A 17,756-nucleotide genomic window follows, 5' to 3' on the forward strand; every position below is an offset into this window, starting at 1 on the left:
TGTTCAGAAACGCCGCAGGTCCGGCCGACGCTGACGCAGATCAAGGATGCGGGCCCGCGCGGGGTCGCCGCACGCGTCGGGCGCACTGACAAAGGGAGTATTCTGTTGACACGCATCAAAGCGTCCGGCACGACCCGGGCGCATTCAGGAGGAGACAATGCGCGACGACGTTCATCCGCTCAGCGTGGCGGCGGCTAATCGCTCCAAAGGTTGGCCCGCACCGGCGATCCAGAAAGCCCACGAACGCTCCGAGACGTTCGGCCTGCGCGCATCGATCCGGCCGGATTACGACATTCTGTCCCACACGGGCCTCGCGCTGAAGCGCGAACAGAACCAGGCGCTGTGCGCGCATGCGATGCCGGTCATGGAGACGCTGCGCGAGCAGATCGTCAACACGCAAAGCATGATCGTGCTGACCAACGCCGACGGGTTGATCCTGCATTCGATCGGCGACGACGACTTTCTGCATCGCGCGGAAAAAGTGGCGCTGCGGCCTGGCGCGAACTGGGCCGAGGATCGTCAGGGGACCAACGCGATCGGTACCTCGCTGGCCGAGGGGTGTGCGATGGTCGTTCATGGCGATCAGCACTATCTGGCGGCGAACCGCTTCCTGACCTGTTCGAGTGTGCCGATTCTCGATCCGTACGGCGATCTGATCGGCGTGCTCGACGTGACGGGCGACCACCGCAGCTATCACCAGCACACGACGGCACTCGCGAAAATGTCGGTGCAGATGATCGAAAACCATCTGTTCTCGACTGCGTTTCGCGACGTCCTGCAAGTATCTTTCCACGGACGTCCTGAGTTTCTCGGCACACTGATGGAAGGGATCATTGCGTTTACCGATGATGGTCGCTTTCTGTCCGCGAATCGAAGTGCGCAGTTTCAGTTGGGCTTGTCGCTCGCTGCGTTGCGCGCGCATACGCTGTCGTCGCTATTTCAGATCTCGTATGCGCAATTGATCGATCGTTTGACGCATGGCGTCGCGCCGCATCTGATGCTGAATTTGCACAACGGTGCGGTGGTTTGCGCGCGCGGGCAGTTCAGGCGGGCGTCGTTTGGGCTGGGGCATGGGGCGGTGGATGTGCAAGGTGTCGCCGCACCGCGACCGGTATGCGCAAACGCGCGCCAGCCGGCTGCGGGACTGTCGCGGCTCAGCGATCTCGATACCGGCGATGCTCGTGTGTCCGCACTGATCGCGAAGGTTCGCAAGGTGCTCGGCAAGGATATTCCGATTCTGATCGCCGGCGAGACCGGTACCGGCAAGGAGTTGCTCGCGCAGGCGATTCATAACGATTCGCCGCGAGGTGATGGGCGGTTTGTTGCGGTTAACTGTGCTTCGATTCCGGAGTCGCTGATCGAATCTGAGCTATTCGGGTATGAAGAGGGTGCGTTTACCGGAGCGCGGCGGAAAGGGGCGATCGGCAAGCTGATGCAGGCGAATGGAGGCACACTGTTTCTCGATGAGATCGGGGATATGCCGTATTCGTTGCAGGTGCGGTTGCTGCGTGTTTTGCAGGAGCGGGTTGTGACGCCGCTTGGGGCGACGCGGGCGGTTCCTGTCGATGTCTCCATTATTTGCGCGACCCACCGGAACTTGCGCGAGATGATCGCGCAGAATCAGTTTCGTGAGGATCTTTACTATCGGATCAACGGGCTTGCGGTTCGGTTGCCGGCGTTGCGTGAGCGGAGCGATCTCGCGGTCGTCGTTCAAAAGATGTTGCAGTGGGAATCAGTCGAAAGCGGGGGGCGGCAGGCGCTCAGCGTTGCGGCTGATGTGATGGCGGTGTTCGGCCGACATGCGTGGCCGGGTAACTGTCGGCAACTGGCTAATCTGCTGCGGACTGCGGCGGCGATGGTGGAGGAGGATGGGGTGATTCGCTGGGAACATTTGCCGGATGATTTTTTGGATGATGTGGGGGGCGCGGGTTGCGGCGATGGCGAGGTTGGACAGGGGGACTCTGCTGCGCCGGCTGCTTCGAGCTCGTCAGCCATTTCGGCCGGTTCGGCTGCGGATGCCCCTGCTGCTGGCGATGCGTCGCTGCCCGACGGTGCTCGGCTGCAGGATGTTGCCACCTCTGTGGTTGCGATGACGCTGGCGCGCTATGGCGGAAACGTGTCTGCCGCGGCGCGTGCACTCGGGGTCTCGCGGAACACGATCTATCGCAGGATGCCGGCTGTGCAGCCGGGGCGGGTGGCGGAAGAGGATTGACGCGGGAGTTTTCGCAGGACCAATCGATAATGGCCGCGGTGACCGGCCAGTTTTCCCTATGAGTCGAGTCACATGGGTGACGAAGGCTGCGGCGCCCGATGGCCGCCCGCCCGCCGCGCGCGCCGCGTGATGATCATGGACGTAACCCCCATTACTTCACGAGCTCCCGCAGACTGTCAACGACCTCCGGGTTAGCCAGCGTGGATACGTCTCCGGGGTCTTGATGGTTTGAAAGTGCTGCGAGCACGCGCCGCATGATCTTGCCCGACCGGGTCTTGGGCATGTCCGGAACAATGACCACCCGGTGCGGCTTCGCGATGGCTCCGATCCGATCGACCACCGAGTTTGTGACCCGCTTTGCAAGCTCCTCCGAAGCTTCCACCCCGGGCTTTAACGAAACATACAGTTCGGGCACTCTGCCCTTGATCTCGTCGGCGACCGGCACGACAGCCGCTTCGACGACTTCGGGGACAAGCAGGGCGGCTGACTCGATTTCTTTGGTACCGAGGCGATGGCCGGCGACGTTGATCACGTCGTCGATACGACCGAGAATCCGGAAGTAGCCGTCCGCAGCGTCGACAGCACCGTCTCCCGCCATGTAGGGCCAGTCGCGCCAGTCCTTGCTCCTGGGATCCCGGCAGTAGCGGGCATAGTACGTTTTCACGTAGCGCTCCGGGGCCCTCCAGATGGTCTGAAACGCGCCGGGCCACGGATTGAGAATACAGATGTTGCCCGCCTTGCCGGAACCGCTTGCAAGTTCATTACCGGCGTCGTCGTAAATCACCGGATGAATGCCAGGTATGCCCGGACCGGCACTGCCGGGCTTCATCTTGTGCAACGCCGGCACCGTGCTGCAAAGGAACCCGCCCGTTTCAGTTTGCCACCACGTGTCGACAATGACGGCCTCCCCCTTCCCGACAGACCGGTGATACCACTTCCAGACTTCGGGCTCGATGGGTTCGCCCACGGTCGTCATGTGCTTGAAGTGATAGCCGTACTTCGCGGGTTCGTCCGGTCCGCTGCGCCGCAGTGCGCGGATCGCAGTCGGCGACGTGTGGAAGATATTGACGCCGAGGTTTTCGGCAATTCGCCAAGGGCGCCCGGCATCGGGGTAGACGGGCACGCCTTCGTACACGACCGACGAGGCCGCGAGCGCGAGCGGGCCGTAGACAATGTAGGAGTGACCGGTAATCCAGCCGATGTCGGCCATGCACCAATACACATCCTCGGGGTGGATGTCCTGGATGTATTTCGATGTCCAGGCGACGTAGGCGAGATAGCCTCCAATGGAATGCTGGCACCCCTTGGGGCGGCCCGTGGTACCGCTCGAATACATGAGGAATAGCGGTGCCTCAGCGGGCATCTGCACGGGCTCGACACGTTTGCCGCGGAACGCCTTGAGGGCGTCGTTGACGATGACATCGCGTTCTTCCACGAGCTGCGTCGGACTCGAATACTTGCCCGGATACCGCTGCCAGATCAGAACCTTCTCGGCCTGGTGACCCTTCCCGGCAGCTTCGGCGAACGCGGTGTCGGCTTTTTCCTTGTGATCGATCAGCTTGCCGCCACGCCAGTAAGCGTCCATCGTAATCAGCAGACGGCTCTCGGAATCCAGGATGCGGTCGGCGCAGGCCGCGCCGCTGAAGCCGCTAAATACCTGCGAGTGAATCACCCCGAGCCGGGCGCAGGCGAGCATCGTGATGGGCAGCTCCGCCACCATAGGCATATGGAGAGTAACCCGGTCACCGGCTTTTAGACCGCAGAAGTCGCGTAGCATGGCCGCGAACTCGCTTACGCGGACATAAAGTTCCTGGTAGGTGACATGCTGGACCGTCTCGTCCTCGGGCTCTGGCACGAAATGGATCGCGGCCTTGTTCCGGTAGGCGGCGAGGTGACGATCCACGCAGTTGTAGCAGGCATTGATCCGACCACCGACGAACCAGCGCCAGAACGGAGGATTGCTCGCGTCGAACATCGTGTCCCAGTACCTGTACCAGTCGAGCAGGTCCGCGAACTCCTTGAAGCACTCGGGGAATTTGTCGAGAGAGAAACGTGCGAACACGCCCGCGTCTGTCAGATTGGCTTGGGCGATGAACGAGGCGGGCGGCGGGAAATATTCCTCTTCAGGCCAGTGCACGGCGATTTGCGCCTCGGAAACCTCGGCCGCTTGTTGCTCTGCGGAAGCGCGGCGCGATGACTTGTCTCGTGACATGACAGTTCCTCCTTGCTTCTAGGTGCCCAAGGACACGAGGTGTCCCACGCTACCCGCGGCAGCGCGTCTTTTGACTTGTCTCATGGGTCTGGACACCAGGCGCGACAGTCCGTGCGCTGCATAACGAATTTAAGGCCAGGGCGGATGCAATGCCAAGCAACGTATTCCCTGTCAAAGAGCTGCATCCCGAGGGCCAATGGTGTTGGCGCGACGACGAGCGTTGACTTGCCGGTCGGTCAACCCTGAACTAAATTTTCATTGGGGTTCATCAAACGGGAGAGGCGCCATGGATCTGCTCGTTGAACGTGTCGATGTATGGGCGGCCACAATCGAGGACAGGCCCGGCGGTCTCGCCGAAGTGTTAAGTGTCCTGCGAGATGCCGGAGCGAACCTGCAATTCATCATCTCCCGTCGAACTGCGGAAGCACCCGGGAAGGCAGTCGTGTTTCTCGCGCCGCTTCAGAACGACCGAGAAATTCGTGCCGCCTCGCAGGTGGGGTTCAACGTCCTCCCGAGTCTTCACTCGGTGCGGGTGATGGGCCCCGACCGGCCGGGCATCATTGCGGAGTTGACCCAAAAGTTGGCTACCGGGGGAATCAACCTTCGCGGCGTTTCGGCTGCCGCTATCGGCACACAGTTCGTTGCCTACCTGGCAATGGACGCGCTGGGCGACACGATTCGTGCAATGGAGATTTTGCAGCAGGCGTAGGACGTTGCGCCGCCGCGACAGGAACGGGTGCCGCAATGCCGTGTGCCCGGCATGGCCCACTTCTCAGACAAGACGAAGGCGACATGCTGCCGACGCCCCGAATTTGTTCACCGGCCCCGATATACCAGCGCTGGTATCTTGCTGTGTGTTAGCACCTTTTGCGTTTCGTCCTGACACGTTTACGACGTCGTAGAGCCGGCCAGTGATCACACCCGCCGATAGCGCGAATTGTCAGGGGGTATTCGTTCGAACATCAGAGTTCCTCCATCGAACGGCGATCCATCGCCTCGTAACGAGTCCAGTCGGTCCACCTTTCTCGACTCACTTAGCTGATACCGGAAAGACTCGATACTCAGACTTGGTCTCCGTCTCCATGGAGCACCGCAGGCCTGACTGGCCGGCGCGCTTGCTGCACGCCGGCCGACCCGCGCCGAGTGGCTAGGCCGCTCGCGGATGGGCTTGTGCCCAGTCGTGTGTCGGAAGCACGGTGTGTCCGAAGCTTTCGTTGATCACCATCGCCGCCGACGCATAGAACGCCAGTAGAGCGGTAATCAAGCCTACATAGCCGCCGGCCCGCGTGGCAACGCCCATACCTGTCCATGCGCCGATCGCCAACAGCAGAAAAGTGATCCACAGCGAGAGAAACACCAGTTGCACAGAGGTACTCGTGTGCAGCGAGCCGATCCACATGTAGAACGTGAAGACCCCCCACACAAACAGATACCAGCCGATGAAGGCCTCAGGCACCCTGGTGCCCAGGAACGCGACAAACAGCGCAAAGGACCACCAGAAGGCGCCGTAACTGAGGAACGCCACCGTGCCTAGCGTATTGCCGCGTGGAAATTCGAGCACGCCCGCGATCATCTGCGCCGTGCCGCCGAAAGCGAACGCCAGCGCCAGCACGAGCCCCAAGGCATCCTTGTCGAACCAGCCGGCGTTCACCATGCTGAGCATCCATGTGGTGAATGCGAATCCAGCGAGCCCGAGCGGCGCCGGGTTGGCTAACTTACTGTTCATAAACCGCCTCCTTGGTGGTTAGCCCTCTGAGACATATCCGGAGGCGATACGAATCCCTCGGTCGCCGCCGAACGCGACCGCGCCATGCTCGCTATCGATGGCCATCAGCGCAATATGCGTTCGGCCCAATTTGTGGCGCAGCCACGTGCAAGCCTGCGCGGTTCAACTTAAGTGTAGGATGCGTCGCGCCGCTCGCCGAATCGGATGGTACTGATCTGGCTGGAGGATGACCGCCAGATAGACGCAGCGTGTCGCTACCCGTATGAACGTGATCGAAAGCGGGTCAATGGCGTTCGAGCGTCGGTTGGGCAGAAGAAAGTGATGGGATTCGACTCGCTCACCGTCGCCCGTTTGGACTCACCTAACCCCTGCTTGACCGGGAGCCTCGATTTCAATCGGGTCAAGGTGGACGGCGGGTGCTCAGCGGTACCGGCAACGTTCTTGCGCGAAGGCTGCCGGTACAGGGATACGAAAGCATGATCCCGCGTGCACATCTCCCCGCGCGGGGGGAGATGTGTCTAGCGCGCCGCGATCCCTTGTGCCCCCGACGGTACGCCGGTGACTGAGCCAAGTGGCTCGAGTGTTCCGTCTGGCATCACGCGAAAGCCACTTACAGCGCCGTTACCTTCACGAACGTAGAGGAATTTGCTGTGACCACTGAGCGCCATGTCAAGGGGAGCGCTGAGTGTGCCTGCAGTCGGATTGAGCAAGCGTACTGTACCGTCCGCCGCGATCCGCAGACTGCTGATCGAGCCGCTACCGGCATTGGCGGTGTAGGCAAAACGTCCATCGCCCGTGGTGACAAGCCAGCAAGGGGCGCTCTGGCCCAAGGGAATTGCTGCACTGATGGAAGTCAGATGTTTGCTGTCCTCGACCTCATATGAGGAAACCGAATCAGACCCGGCCTCGGAGACGATCGCATAACCCCGGGTCGTGATGGAAAAGCCAAACGGCGTGACGCCGTTTGACCTATGGCGGGTTGGAGTCGAGGCGTAACCGGTGAAGCCGACATAATACGTGTCAATGAATTGTGTGCCCTTTTCGGTCACGAGCAGTTCGTTGCCTTCCGGCGCAAACTTCACTTGCGCGGGCTGGGCGAGGTTTCCGCCGGCAAGTGGTCGCTGTGAACCCGGTAACGGAACGAGACGCTTGCCAAACGCGTCGACGATAAAGCCACTGATGTTCGGTGTGCCGCCGTTCGGTGTGCCGCCGGCATTGAGCACATACGCGATGGGCCCCTTGACTGTCACGCTGACGGGCATTTGACCGCCCGATGGTTTTTTGTCGAGCAGCGTCAGTTTGCTGCCGTCGACCGCGAACAGCGAAACTTCATTGCTGCCGGCATTCACGGCGAACAGAAAGCCCCCTTGCAACGTCAGCGAACCCTGCGAGCCTAGCGGATCGGTTCCTGTGCCTGCTCCTTGGCCGCCGGTTGAGTACGTGGCTTCATAGGTGAGTATTCCGTTGGCAGCCCGCGAATAGACAAGAACGGAGTTCCCGGACGGCTGGTTTGACAGAACGTAAACCGCTCCTGGCGGATCGACCTCCGAATCGGCTTGCGCAATGCTGATTGAAGCGAATCCTAACGCCGTAGCGAACGCGATGGTTCGCAACAGAAACGTTAAACGGCACGTGATAAATGACATGGCGTACTCCTTGCGTGGGCGACGAGCGAACGGGTGACGTCGGATGGACGAGTGGGCAGAGCAGGTAGCTGTACGTTACGTCCTTGATAAATTGGGCTACAGGCAGACCTGCAAGAGCGTTACCCAGTTCGCGAGCTGTTTCATTACTTCACCCCTTGTCGCGTTTACTAACGGTGGTTAAGGAGGTCGAACAGGGAACATCGGGAAGCGGTGGATTGGCCGGGAGCGCGTCGCCCCCGGCAATGATGCTAACGCTGCAATCCACTGACCGGTCCATGTGGGAACAGACGGGTCGCGACTATTCGGCGTCGTACATCTCCGTTCGGCTTGACTGCGGCTCTCGCGGACCTGAGTCAAGGGCGGTTTTCGTCGGACGTACAGCCATTCGCCGCCCCTCGTTTGTATATAGTCCATCTGGGCCGCTTGACCATGAACATTTTTTGACGGGTGCTCCCGATGCCGTTAAATCCCGGCAAGGTATGACTGATCCGCCAATAAGTGCTGCCAATGGACTACCTTCGGCCTTGACTTGAAAAGCCCTTCGGGGCGAACAGATTGACGATGGCCTCCTGTAGGGCAGCAAGGGGACATTCGTCAACGTGGATTGAGTGACTCGAAGGGGTCGCGTGCCGCCAATCGCTGCCGGGCTGCAGCCGGGGAACGAGCGACACTCGCGGACCTGCAACAAACGACCGCGGTTCTCATGAAGCGGACCTTGCATCTAAACGCGGTAGCTTTCACGACGTGATCGACTCCTCATCACGCTGGCCGCGCCGGGGCAGTACACTACCGATCTCGGCAAAAGCCAGGTAATCCCATCCACGTCAGACAGTCCATGGACTACTTCGCCGCAGTACGGGCCTTCGTTTGCGCAGCGGAACTGCAGAGCTTCAGCAAGACGGCCAATGCACTGTCAGTCAAGACCTCGACTGTCTCCCGCTATGTAAGCGAACTCGAAAGAGATCTGGGCATCGCCCTATTCAACCGGTCGACGCGCGGCCTCGTCCTGACAGAAGGCGGCCGGCTGTTTCGTGAACACGCCTTGTTAGCGTTGCAAGCACTCGATGACGCGCGCGAAGTGACGTCGTCGCTAAATCGCACGCCACAAGGCGTGCTGCGCGTGACAATGCCACCGGCATTCGGCCGCCTGCACATCGTGCCGCATCTGCCGGCCTTCATGGCGCGCTATCCTGATATCGACCTCGACATCGTCTCTACGGACGAAACGCTCAACATGATCGATGCGGGCATTGATGTGGCGATCCGTACCGGCGTGCTGCCCGATTCGTCATTGATGGCGAGGCGCCTGGCACCGCATCGTCGTATCGTCTGTGGCAGCCCGGCGTATTTCGCGCGTAGCGGCACACCGCGTGTGCCTGGCGATCTGGCCGCGCGCGATGCGCTTCGCGTGTCCCTGGTCCCGGACGACAAATGGTATTTCACGCTGGTCACCGCGGACGCGCGGGCGTCGCAAGAACAGGAACAGGTGCTGGTGGAGTTGCAGGGGCGCTTGCGCGCTGACGACTCCGAAGCCGTGCTCGCGCTCGCCGTGGCCGGTTGTGGCGTGGCGCTCCTGCCGACATGGCTCGCCTCTACGGCCCTGCGCGGAGGACGCTTGCAGCATGTGCTACCGGAATGGGAAGCACGCACCGGACGAGCCGAACCCGCGGTCTGGGCGGTCTACCCACCGAAGAAGATCGTCTCGTCGAAGGTGCGCGCCTTCGTGGATTTCTATGCCGAGGCGTTTGGCGAGCCGCCGTACTGGGACGACGGACTCGCACTGGAGCGTCAGCCTTGATGCGCGAAGCGGATGTCTAGCGTGCGCAGGTAAGTCTGCAAGCCTGCATCCTGGATCGGAATCACATAGGCGTTTTCGTTCGTTTCGTTGAAATGCGCATGCCAGTGTCCCGGCGGCGTGACGAATGCCATCCCCGTTTTCCAATCGACGCGGGTCGGGTTCACGATATTGCCATCCCTGTCCAGTTCCGTTCCGACCAGCGTATAGACACCCAGCTTGCCGCTGGCGATGAAGTCGAGTGCAATCGACTGGTGCCGGTGCGGCTTCTGCACCGAGTTGGGCGGCACGATGCCGAACATCGCCCACAACACATGCGTGACCGTGCGCGTGTGCGGAAAGTTGGTGTTGCCCATTAGTACGCTGATGCGGTTGCGACGACCCGCGTTCGCTTGTTCCGCGACCGCGCGCAGTGCTGCCTGCGCCTCGGCGGCCGGATAGCGTGTCGGCGCAAAGCGCGCATGTACCCCGGTGGTACCAAGATAGGTGAGCAGTGGCGCGTCATTGACGTAATAGAGCGTGGCCGTCGCAGCAGCGGACAGCACCGTGGCATGGCCGCCTGGGAGCGTGAAGAAATCGCCCATCGAAAAGGGGAAGCTCGTTTCGGACTGCTGCACGCTACCCGCTCCGCTAATGACGTAGCAGACCTGCGAGGTCGCATTGGGATCGAGTGTCAACGCGTCGCCCGCATTGATGCGCAGGAAGTTGGCGCTCAAGCCGGGACCGGTCGCGGGACCCGGGCAGCCCAACTCCGCAGACAGGTCAAGCGGCACGACTCGGGTTGCGCCGTCTGCATAAAGCGAAGGCGAGAAGCTGCAAAACGGCACACGCGAGATGAGCTTCGCACCAATCGGATTGGCGGACGAAGTGTATTCGAAGTATTGCGCGTCTTCCGTGGCGACATTCGGTTTGGTGAGAAGCGCGGGGGATGTCCTGGTCAGCATGGTTTTGCTCCTTTTGAGTTTTGAGGGGGCTTCGCGCGGTTCCATTTGTGAGGATCCGCATCCGAAGGCTGACCTGACTTTAGGCGCGGGGCGTTGGCGCCGGAAGTGCCGGACATCGAAATCACCTTTGCGCAAAAGGAACACCGTGCCACGACGGTTTCGAGGCGCGGCGGGTTGTTCATGCCGGGCCGCTATGCAGTTCATCATCGGCCAAGGTTCGGCCAGGAGGCAATGTTCAACGAGGTTGTGTTGACGGGCCGAAATCGTACCGACAGCGGACGTTTGATTTCGGACTCTGATCGAGCGCTTCACGCCCTGAGGCGGTCCGTCAAGGTTTTAGAAGGGGGAAGCATGAGGTTTGCAAGAAGGGGCGAGCCTCGCTTCCTCAATGCGTTTAGATAGACGCTTTCGTCGTATCGTGTCCCAGTCTGGCCAGCAGCGGTAGAGGATGCGTATCCATTTCAACACCAGCCATTTCTCTTGAGGCCGGTCTAGCGGCGTAAGCACTCATGCTGGCAGGCTGTCCTGTTCATGGATTTGGGGATTTCCCAGGCAGCCACAGGCCTGGGTAAACCAGAGATCCGGGGCCGACGACATTGGTTCGACATGTTGTTGAGTGCCGCGCTAACAGGACCTTTCAAGCCGCCTCTGGTTCCATCGCGAGAATATGCCCGGCACGATCAATTCGATGCTGACGTGACATGGCTTAGCTCCCTAAGCATTGGAAACGTTTCGGGTCTTAACGTTTCCTTCAGATCGGTCTAGTACGATCTTGTGCAACATGTGTTTCACCGTATTCGAGCACATGCTGCGCATCCCGTCGCGTTGGTACGCTGACGGCAGTTCCTCCTGCGGGCGGTTACGCATCGAGGCGCCAATTGAAGCATCGGAAGGTTTTGAATAGATCCGGGGCGGACTGAAGTTGCCTTCAATCGTCGCCACCATGATCCATGGCGATCATGGTGCGGGCCGCGATCGTCGTTCACGTTGCGTCTTAAAGTAACTGCAGAAAGCTAGTTACGCGAACCTTTCGCCACACTGCTGCGCGAGGGCGAAAATGAGATCGATGACTTCTGGAATCAGGGTGACAGGGAGACGGTGCGGAGCCGCCGCAATCACGGCGTTCACTTTTTCGGGCGCATATGCCGGCGGGATCGATCATGAAGTCGCGCTGGATCAGAGCGGCATATGGAACCGCAATGTTCAGCTCGCACTTGAATACGCCGTGATAGCCACGACGGCGGGTGGGGCTCTGTGGCTTGGGAATGACAACGAACTGGGCCATACATTCTGGCAAACGGCCGACGCTACGGCGATATCGGCGGTCGCAGCCCAAGGCATGAAGTATGCATTCGGTCGCCAGCGGCCCAGCGCTGGCCAGGGACCGAACCAATGGTTCAGCGGCGGAAAGAGTTTTCCCAGTGGTGAAGTCACCCTTCAGGCGAGTTTCGTAACGCCGTTCATCGTCAACTATGGTCGGCGTGATCCGTGGGTTTGGGCACTCGAGGTGTTGCCGCTCTATGATTCGATCGCACGCGTGAAAAGCCAGGCGCATTGGCAGACCGACGTCCTCGCCGGTTGGGCGCTGGGCACGGCGGTAGGATACTTGAGCACGACGTGGCAGACACCCCTGTTCGTGCAGATTCTCCCGCACGGTTTTACGGTCGGCTTCGCGAAGCGGTTCTAGATCTGGTTGCGAAACGGACGTGACTGGTGTGCAGATGGCGGCGCGGCGACGTCCTGACCTCGGTTGAACAACGCTCCGTAAGTTCGATGCGGAGAGTTGCTCGCCACCACCCGTATCCAGGATTGCGAACCGTCATCGCGATGGAATGGCCGTTTGAATCCGCCCTCCAAACCTGACGATTTCACAACGTTGCGTCGAAGGACCGAAAGGGGTCGACAGTACGCATTCGCTCGCAGCGAGTGCGACATTCGCCAACTCCGACATGCGAATGTCGGAAATGCGACTTGGAGCGGCCTCACAAACCCCGACAGCCGAACGTCGGGTATGGCCGATGAGAAGCGACCGCTATCCCTCAGATTTAATGGCTGCTTCCTGGGCGCAGTGGAAACCTGAGTGTCCGAGCTGGTTACCGAAGATTGATTGTTGGCCGATCACCACAGGTGCCGCTGCTCGTGTACGGCTATAGCTTTCGGTTGGGAGCTCACACGCGAGGCACTAACCCGAGTCATTGCTCCAAATGCCAACGCGCCCAACACTGGGGGGACGCTTTTGAAGTAAGTCGAGCGAAGCTCGCCCGCCAATTTGACACCGACTGATTTTGCGTCTGCTTCACTAAGGTCATATAAACCCGACCTCGTCGGTGGCATTCCGCGAAGGCGGGCAATCACTCTTTCTGCAACATTCAGCAGCGACTCCAATCACTTATTAACCATCCTCGCCGGCACACTAATAGCAAGCAAACCGCCCAGCACCATGAACGCCGCCAACATATACATCCCTGAATCGTTCGCCGCGGTAACCTCCTTCAACCACCCCACAGCATAAGGACTAAGGAAACCGGCAAGGTTGCCAATCGAATTAATCATCGCAATCCCGGCAGCGGCGCCGGTGCCTGCCAGAATCGCCGTAGGCAAACTCCAAAACAACGGCAGTGTAGTGAGGATGCCCATGGTAGCCAGCGTCAACCCAGTCATGGCAAGCAGGGTGTTATGCGCCCAAACGACGGAAAGCACGAGCCCCACAGCACCAAGAAACGCCGGCAACGCAATATGCCATCTCCGTTCCCTCGACCGATCCGCACTCCGCGCCACAAACACCATCGCCACAACAGCCGCCGCAAACGGCACCGCCGATAGCAGCCCAATCAAGAACGCATCGGTAACGCCGGTCGATTTGATAATCGTCGGCAACCAGAAGCTCACCCCATAAAGCCCCATCACAAACGAGAAGTAGGTGAGGCTCAACATCAACACCCGCCCGCTAGTGAGTACCTGCCGAATCGGCATATCGTGCTTGGTCGCTTCCTCAGCCGACACCTGACTCTCAAGCAACTGCTGCTCTTCCCGGGTCAGCCACTTAGCCTTCGAAATCCGATCATCGAGCATCACGAACACGATGATCCCGACCAGCACCGACGGCACCCCTTCGAGCAGAAACAGCCACTGCCATCCGTGCCAACCGTTCACGCCGTTGAAGTTCTTCAGGATGTACCCAGACACCGGCCCACCAATCACCCCCGACAACGCAATCGCCGTCATAAACCAGGTCGTCATCCGTCCACGCCGATGCGCCGGATACCAGTAGGTGAGATACAAAATAATCCCAGGAAAGAAACCCGCCTCTGCAAGCCCGAGCAAAAAGCGCATCACATAAAACATCGTCGGCGTGGTGACTAACATCGTCAGCATGGATATCACGCCCCACGAAATCATGATCCGCGCGATCCAGACACGCGCGCCGACCTTATGCAGGATCACGTTGCTCGGCACTTCGAAGATGAAATAGCCGATGAAGAAAATCCCCGCGCCGAAGCCATACACCGCATCGCTCAAGCCAAGATCGGTGCTCATCCCCAGCTTCGCGAAGCCGACGTTCACGCGGTCCAGATAGGCAACGATGTAGCAGAGCATCAATAGCGGCGCGAGCCGCCAGGTAACCTTGCGATAAGTCGCCTCTTCGAACGTCGAAGGCGGCGCGCCAGCGCCGGGATGGTGGAGCGGATCTGCAGGACTAGCCATGACTATGTCTCCTCTTTTTTATGGAATTGAAGTGCCGCCGCCGAACGATTCTATCCGCGCCAGGTCTTTTGCAGGACGAATCGATATCGGGGGAAAACACTGACTGCGCACGCAGTGCGTGCGCAGCGCTTGACCTACCGCTACACGCAGCGCCCCCCATCCACTTCGAGGCACACGCCGGTAATAAACTCCGCCTCATCCGAAGCCAGATACAGCGCCGCATTCGCAATATCCTGCGGCGTCGAAAACCGCCCGAGAGGAATCCCTGCCAGGAACTTCTGCCGGTTCTGCGGCGTATCCTCGACCCCCATGAACTCGGACAACAGCGCGGTCTCACCGATCACCGGATTCACGCAGTTCACGCGAATCCGCTCCGGCCCCAGCTCAACGGCGAGCGACTTGCTAGCGACGATCACCGCGCCCTTGCTGCCGTTGTACCAGACAAGCCCGGGCCGCGGCCGCACGCCCGCCGTCGACGCGATATTGATAAAGCTGCCGCCGCCTTGCTCGCGGAAATACGGCACGAACTCCTGCACGCTCCAGTAGATGCTCTTCACGTTCACCGCATAGACGCGGTCGAACTCGGCCTCGGTCACTTCGAGTACCGGCTTGTTGCGATGCGTGGTGCCCGCGTTGTTGACGACGATCTGCACGCTGCCGAAGTCTTCCAGCGCGGCCTCGCGCAGCGTGCGCCAGTCGTCGCGTTGCGCGACGTTGCCGGGTACCGCGATCGCCTTGCCGCCCGCAATCGCGATCTCACTCGCGACGCGTTCGGCGGCCGGCCCGTTGAGGTCGTTGACCACGACGTTCGCGCCTTCGCGCGCAAAGGTCTTTGCGATGCCTTCGCCGAAACCCGAACCGCCGCCCGTGACGATGGCCGTTTTACCTGTCAACCGCATGATGTCTCCGTTGTTCGTGATGGATAAAGCGATGCGTTGTTGCGTGTAACGTGCTGCTCGCGCCGATCGCGAGCGAGCCCTACGGCACCCCCTAGCCGTGCCGGATCGCGATCGTCTTCAGCACCGTAAAGCCATACAGCGCCTCGAAGCCTTTCTCGCGGCCATGTCCCGAATGCCTGACGCCGCCGAACGGCAATTCGACGCCGCCGCCCGCGCCATAGTTGTTGATGAACACCTGGCCCGAGCGCACGCGTCGGGCGAGGCGCATCTGGCGCGCGCCATCGCGTGTCCAGATGCCGGCGACGAGCCCGAACTGCGTGCCGTTCGCGAGCGCGAGCGCTTCGGCTTCGTCGCGGAACGACATCGCGGCGAGCACCGGACCGAACACTTCGTCGCGCGCGAGGCGGTGGCTCGCGGGCACGTCGCGCAGCAAGGTCGGGGCCTGATAGAAGCCGCTTTCAGGCGCTTCGGGAATCACCTCGCCGTGCGCGGCCATCGCGATGCCGTCGTGTTGCGCGTCCGACAGAAAGTCCCACACGCGTTGCTGCTGTTTCGCGCTGATCAGCGGTCCGCAGTCGAGGTCGGCATTCGACGGCCCGACGCGCAACGCCTGAAAGGCGCTGCTGAGTCTGTCGAGCAGCGGCTCGTAAATCGCCTGCTCGATCAGCACGCGACTGCCCGCCGAGCAGGTTTGCCCGGCGTTCTGCACGATCGCGGAGATCAGCACCGGCAGCGCGGCGTCGAGATCGGCGTCGGCGAACACGATTTGCGGCGACTTGCCGCCGAGTTCGAGCGTGACCGGCACGTGGTTTTCGGCGGCCATCTGCGTGACGAGCTTGCCGGTTTCGGGCGAGCCCGTGAAGGAGATGTGATCGATGCCGGGATGACGCGCGAGCGCGGCGCCCGCTTCGTGCCCATAACCGGTCACGATGTTCAGCGCACCGGCCGGCAAGCCGGCCTCGGCGGCGAGCTCTGCGACCCGCAGCACGGAAAGGCACGCGTCCTCGGCCGGTTTGACGACGCACGCATTGCCGGTTGCGAGCGCCGCGCCGACGCTGCGCCCGAAGATCTGCATCGGGTAATTCCACGGCACGATGTGGCCGGTCACGCCGTGCGGCTCGCGGATCGTCAGCACCGTGTAGCCGGATTGGTAGGGCAGGGTTTCGCCGTGCAGCTTGTCGGCTGCGCCGGCGTAGAACTCGAAGTAGCGGGTCAGGGCGGCGGCGTCGGCGCGCGCCTGCTTGAGCGGTTTGCCGGTGTCGCGCGCTTCGAGCCGTGCAAGGTCTTCCTGGCGCGCTGCCACCAGCAGCGACAGCCGGTACAGCACGCGGCCGCGCTCGGCGGCGCTCAGCGCGCCCCATGTGCCGTCGAACGCTGCGCGCGCGGCGTGCACGGCGGTGTCGATATCGGCCTCGGTGCCGCGCGCGATGCGCGTGAACGGCTGGCCGTCCGAGGGATCGAGTACGGCGATCGATTCGCCGCCGGAAGCGGCGCACCATTCGCCGCCGATGAAATGCCGTGCTTCTTCCATGCATGCTCCTTGATGACGTGCGGCCGGCGTGCGGCGGCGCGGGTTCGAAGGGGAGACACAAAACGGTAGAGACGCGAAGCGAGACTCGCCAGACGATTATCGCGCCGATCCGACCGCGGATGCCACCTGCCGATTGGCTATAATGGCGCATTCCGTACGGTCCGGTGCGCGGCCCCGTCGTTCGGGGCGAGAGGGTTTCAGTGCCCGACGTTCGCGGTTCGCACACAGTTCGCGCCGCATCTGCAGCCCGCGCGCCGTTCGCCGCCTTCCGATTTCCATCCCCTTCAGAGAGCGCTCATGAGCTTCAATCACGTTCCCGCAGGCAAAGACCTTCCGCACGATTTCAACGTCATCATCGAAATCCCGGCGCAAAGCGACCCGGTGAAGTACGAAGCCGACAAGGACCTGGGCCTGCTCGTCGTCGACCGTTTCATCGGCACCGGCATGCGCTATCCGGCCAACTACGGCTTCATTCCGCAGACACTGTCGGGCGACGGCGACCCGGTCGACGTGCTGGTGATCACGCCGTTCCCGCTGCTGGCAGGCTCGGTCGTGCGCGCCCGCGCGCTCGGCATGCTGCAAATGACTGATGAGTCCGGTGTCGACGCGAAGCTGATCGCCGTGCCGCACGACAAGATCTGCCCGATGACGGCGAACCTGAAGTCGGTCGACGACGTGCCCGCTTACCTGAAGGACCAGATCAAGCACTTCTTCGAGCAATACAAGGCGCTCGAAAAAGGCAAGTGGGTCAAGGTCGAAGGCTGGGCCGACGTCGATGCTGCCCACAAGGAAATCAGCGAAGGCGTGGCGAACTACAAGAAGTAGAGCAGGGTAATCGCGAAGTGAAAGATTGACCTCGCTTTGCGAACACTCAGTAGGTCTTTAAGGGGCAAGCCACAACGGTTTGCCTCTTTGCGTTTGTTCGGCTGAATTTCGGCGGTCAGGCCCTGCGCGCCTTTGGTTTTAAAGATAGAGAAAATTTCTCAAAGGTTTTCCGAGGCGCCCAGCAGGGCGCTGAGGCCAATCACGCATGCCGCACAAATCTTCGTGCAAGATTGCGTAGTTCTTTGAATTTGTTGAATTTTG

The 17,756-nt window shown here is 61.0% G+C and carries 12 protein-coding genes; 5 read left to right on the forward strand and 7 right to left on the reverse strand.

Annotation, left to right across the window (positions count from 1 at the left end; translation table 11 throughout):
- Nucleotides 1-157 precede the first annotated feature (157 nt).
- Nucleotides 158-2,212, forward strand: coding sequence for a sigma-54-dependent Fis family transcriptional regulator (locus tag HDG32_RS08405; protein ID WP_184065449.1), 2,055 nt, complete (start codon nt 158-160; stop codon nt 2,210-2,212).
- A gap of 151 nt (nt 2,213-2,363) precedes the next feature.
- Here the strand turns inward: HDG32_RS08405 and acs are convergent, their stop codons facing one another.
- Complete coding sequence (gene acs, locus HDG32_RS08410) at nt 2,364-4,424, reverse strand: acetate--CoA ligase (RefSeq protein WP_184065452.1); 2,061 nt, start codon at nt 4,422-4,424, stop codon at nt 2,364-2,366.
- A 286-nt stretch (nt 4,425-4,710) separates the two neighbouring features.
- Here acs and HDG32_RS08415 point away from each other — a divergent pair, with 286 nt between their 5' ends.
- The gene (locus HDG32_RS08415; RefSeq protein WP_090803525.1) at nt 4,711-5,133 is read left to right on the forward strand and encodes an ACT domain-containing protein; all 423 of its coding nucleotides are present in this window, start codon (nt 4,711-4,713) and stop codon (nt 5,131-5,133) included.
- A 438-nt stretch (nt 5,134-5,571) separates the two neighbouring features.
- On the opposite strand, the gene HDG32_RS08420 is transcribed toward HDG32_RS08415, so the two are convergent.
- Together HDG32_RS08420 and HDG32_RS08425 are read right to left on the reverse strand one after the other, a co-directional pair.
- Nucleotides 5,572-6,150, reverse strand: coding sequence for an acetate uptake transporter (locus HDG32_RS08420; RefSeq protein ID WP_184065455.1), 579 nt, complete (start codon nt 6,148-6,150; stop codon nt 5,572-5,574).
- A 518-nt stretch (nt 6,151-6,668) separates the two neighbouring features.
- Nucleotides 6,669-7,796 (reverse strand): beta-propeller fold lactonase family protein, encoded by a 1,128-nt coding sequence (locus HDG32_RS08425; RefSeq protein WP_184065458.1) that lies wholly within the window; start codon nt 7,794-7,796, stop codon nt 6,669-6,671.
- 835 nt (nt 7,797-8,631) lie between these two features.
- Between HDG32_RS08425 and HDG32_RS08430 the strand changes: the two genes are divergently transcribed.
- On the forward strand, nt 8,632-9,594 hold the full coding sequence (locus tag HDG32_RS08430) for a LysR family transcriptional regulator (RefSeq protein ID WP_090803531.1): 963 nt from the start codon (nt 8,632-8,634) through the stop codon (nt 9,592-9,594).
- Here the strand turns inward: HDG32_RS08430 and HDG32_RS08435 are convergent.
- Nucleotides 9,585-10,535 carry a cupin domain-containing protein gene (locus tag HDG32_RS08435; protein ID WP_184065752.1) on the reverse strand — a complete coding sequence of 317 codons (951 nt, stop codon included), beginning with the start codon at nt 10,533-10,535 and terminating at the stop codon, nt 9,585-9,587. The two genes, HDG32_RS08430 and HDG32_RS08435, sit on opposite strands and share 10 nt — an antisense overlap.
- 1,066 nt (nt 10,536-11,601) lie before the next feature.
- Between HDG32_RS08435 and HDG32_RS08440 the strand changes: the two genes are divergently transcribed.
- Nucleotides 11,602-12,222 carry a phosphatase PAP2 family protein gene (locus HDG32_RS08440; RefSeq protein ID WP_221307659.1) on the forward strand — a complete coding sequence of 207 codons (621 nt, stop codon included), beginning with the start codon at nt 11,602-11,604 and terminating at the stop codon, nt 12,220-12,222.
- Nucleotides 12,223-12,920: 698 nt separating this feature from the next.
- Here HDG32_RS08440 and HDG32_RS08445 read toward each other — a convergent pair.
- The 3 genes from HDG32_RS08445 to HDG32_RS08455 all read right to left on the reverse strand — a co-directional run bounded on the left by HDG32_RS08445 (nt 12,921) and on the right by HDG32_RS08455 (nt 16,670).
- Complete coding sequence (locus HDG32_RS08445; protein ID WP_184065461.1) at nt 12,921-14,240, reverse strand: MFS transporter; 1,320 nt, start codon at nt 14,238-14,240, stop codon at nt 12,921-12,923.
- 140 nt (nt 14,241-14,380) lie between these two features.
- Nucleotides 14,381-15,139: an SDR family oxidoreductase gene (locus tag HDG32_RS08450; RefSeq protein WP_090803537.1), complete on the reverse strand. Its 759-nt coding sequence runs from the start codon at nt 15,137-15,139 to the stop codon at nt 14,381-14,383.
- Nucleotides 15,140-15,230: 91 nt separating this feature from the next.
- Nucleotides 15,231-16,670: an aldehyde dehydrogenase family protein gene (locus tag HDG32_RS08455; RefSeq protein ID WP_184065464.1), complete on the reverse strand. Its 1,440-nt coding sequence runs from the start codon at nt 16,668-16,670 to the stop codon at nt 15,231-15,233.
- A 297-nt stretch (nt 16,671-16,967) separates the two neighbouring features.
- On the opposite strand from HDG32_RS08455, the gene ppa reads away from it, so the two are divergent.
- Nucleotides 16,968-17,495 (forward strand): inorganic diphosphatase, encoded by a 528-nt coding sequence (ppa, locus tag HDG32_RS08460; RefSeq protein ID WP_129958864.1) that lies wholly within the window; start codon nt 16,968-16,970, stop codon nt 17,493-17,495.
- The last annotated feature ends 261 nt before the right edge of the window (nt 17,496-17,756 follow it).

The sequence above is a fragment of the Paraburkholderia sp. CI2 genome, assembly GCF_014201055.1.
Lineage (GTDB): Bacteria > Pseudomonadota > Gammaproteobacteria > Burkholderiales > Burkholderiaceae > Paraburkholderia > Paraburkholderia tuberum.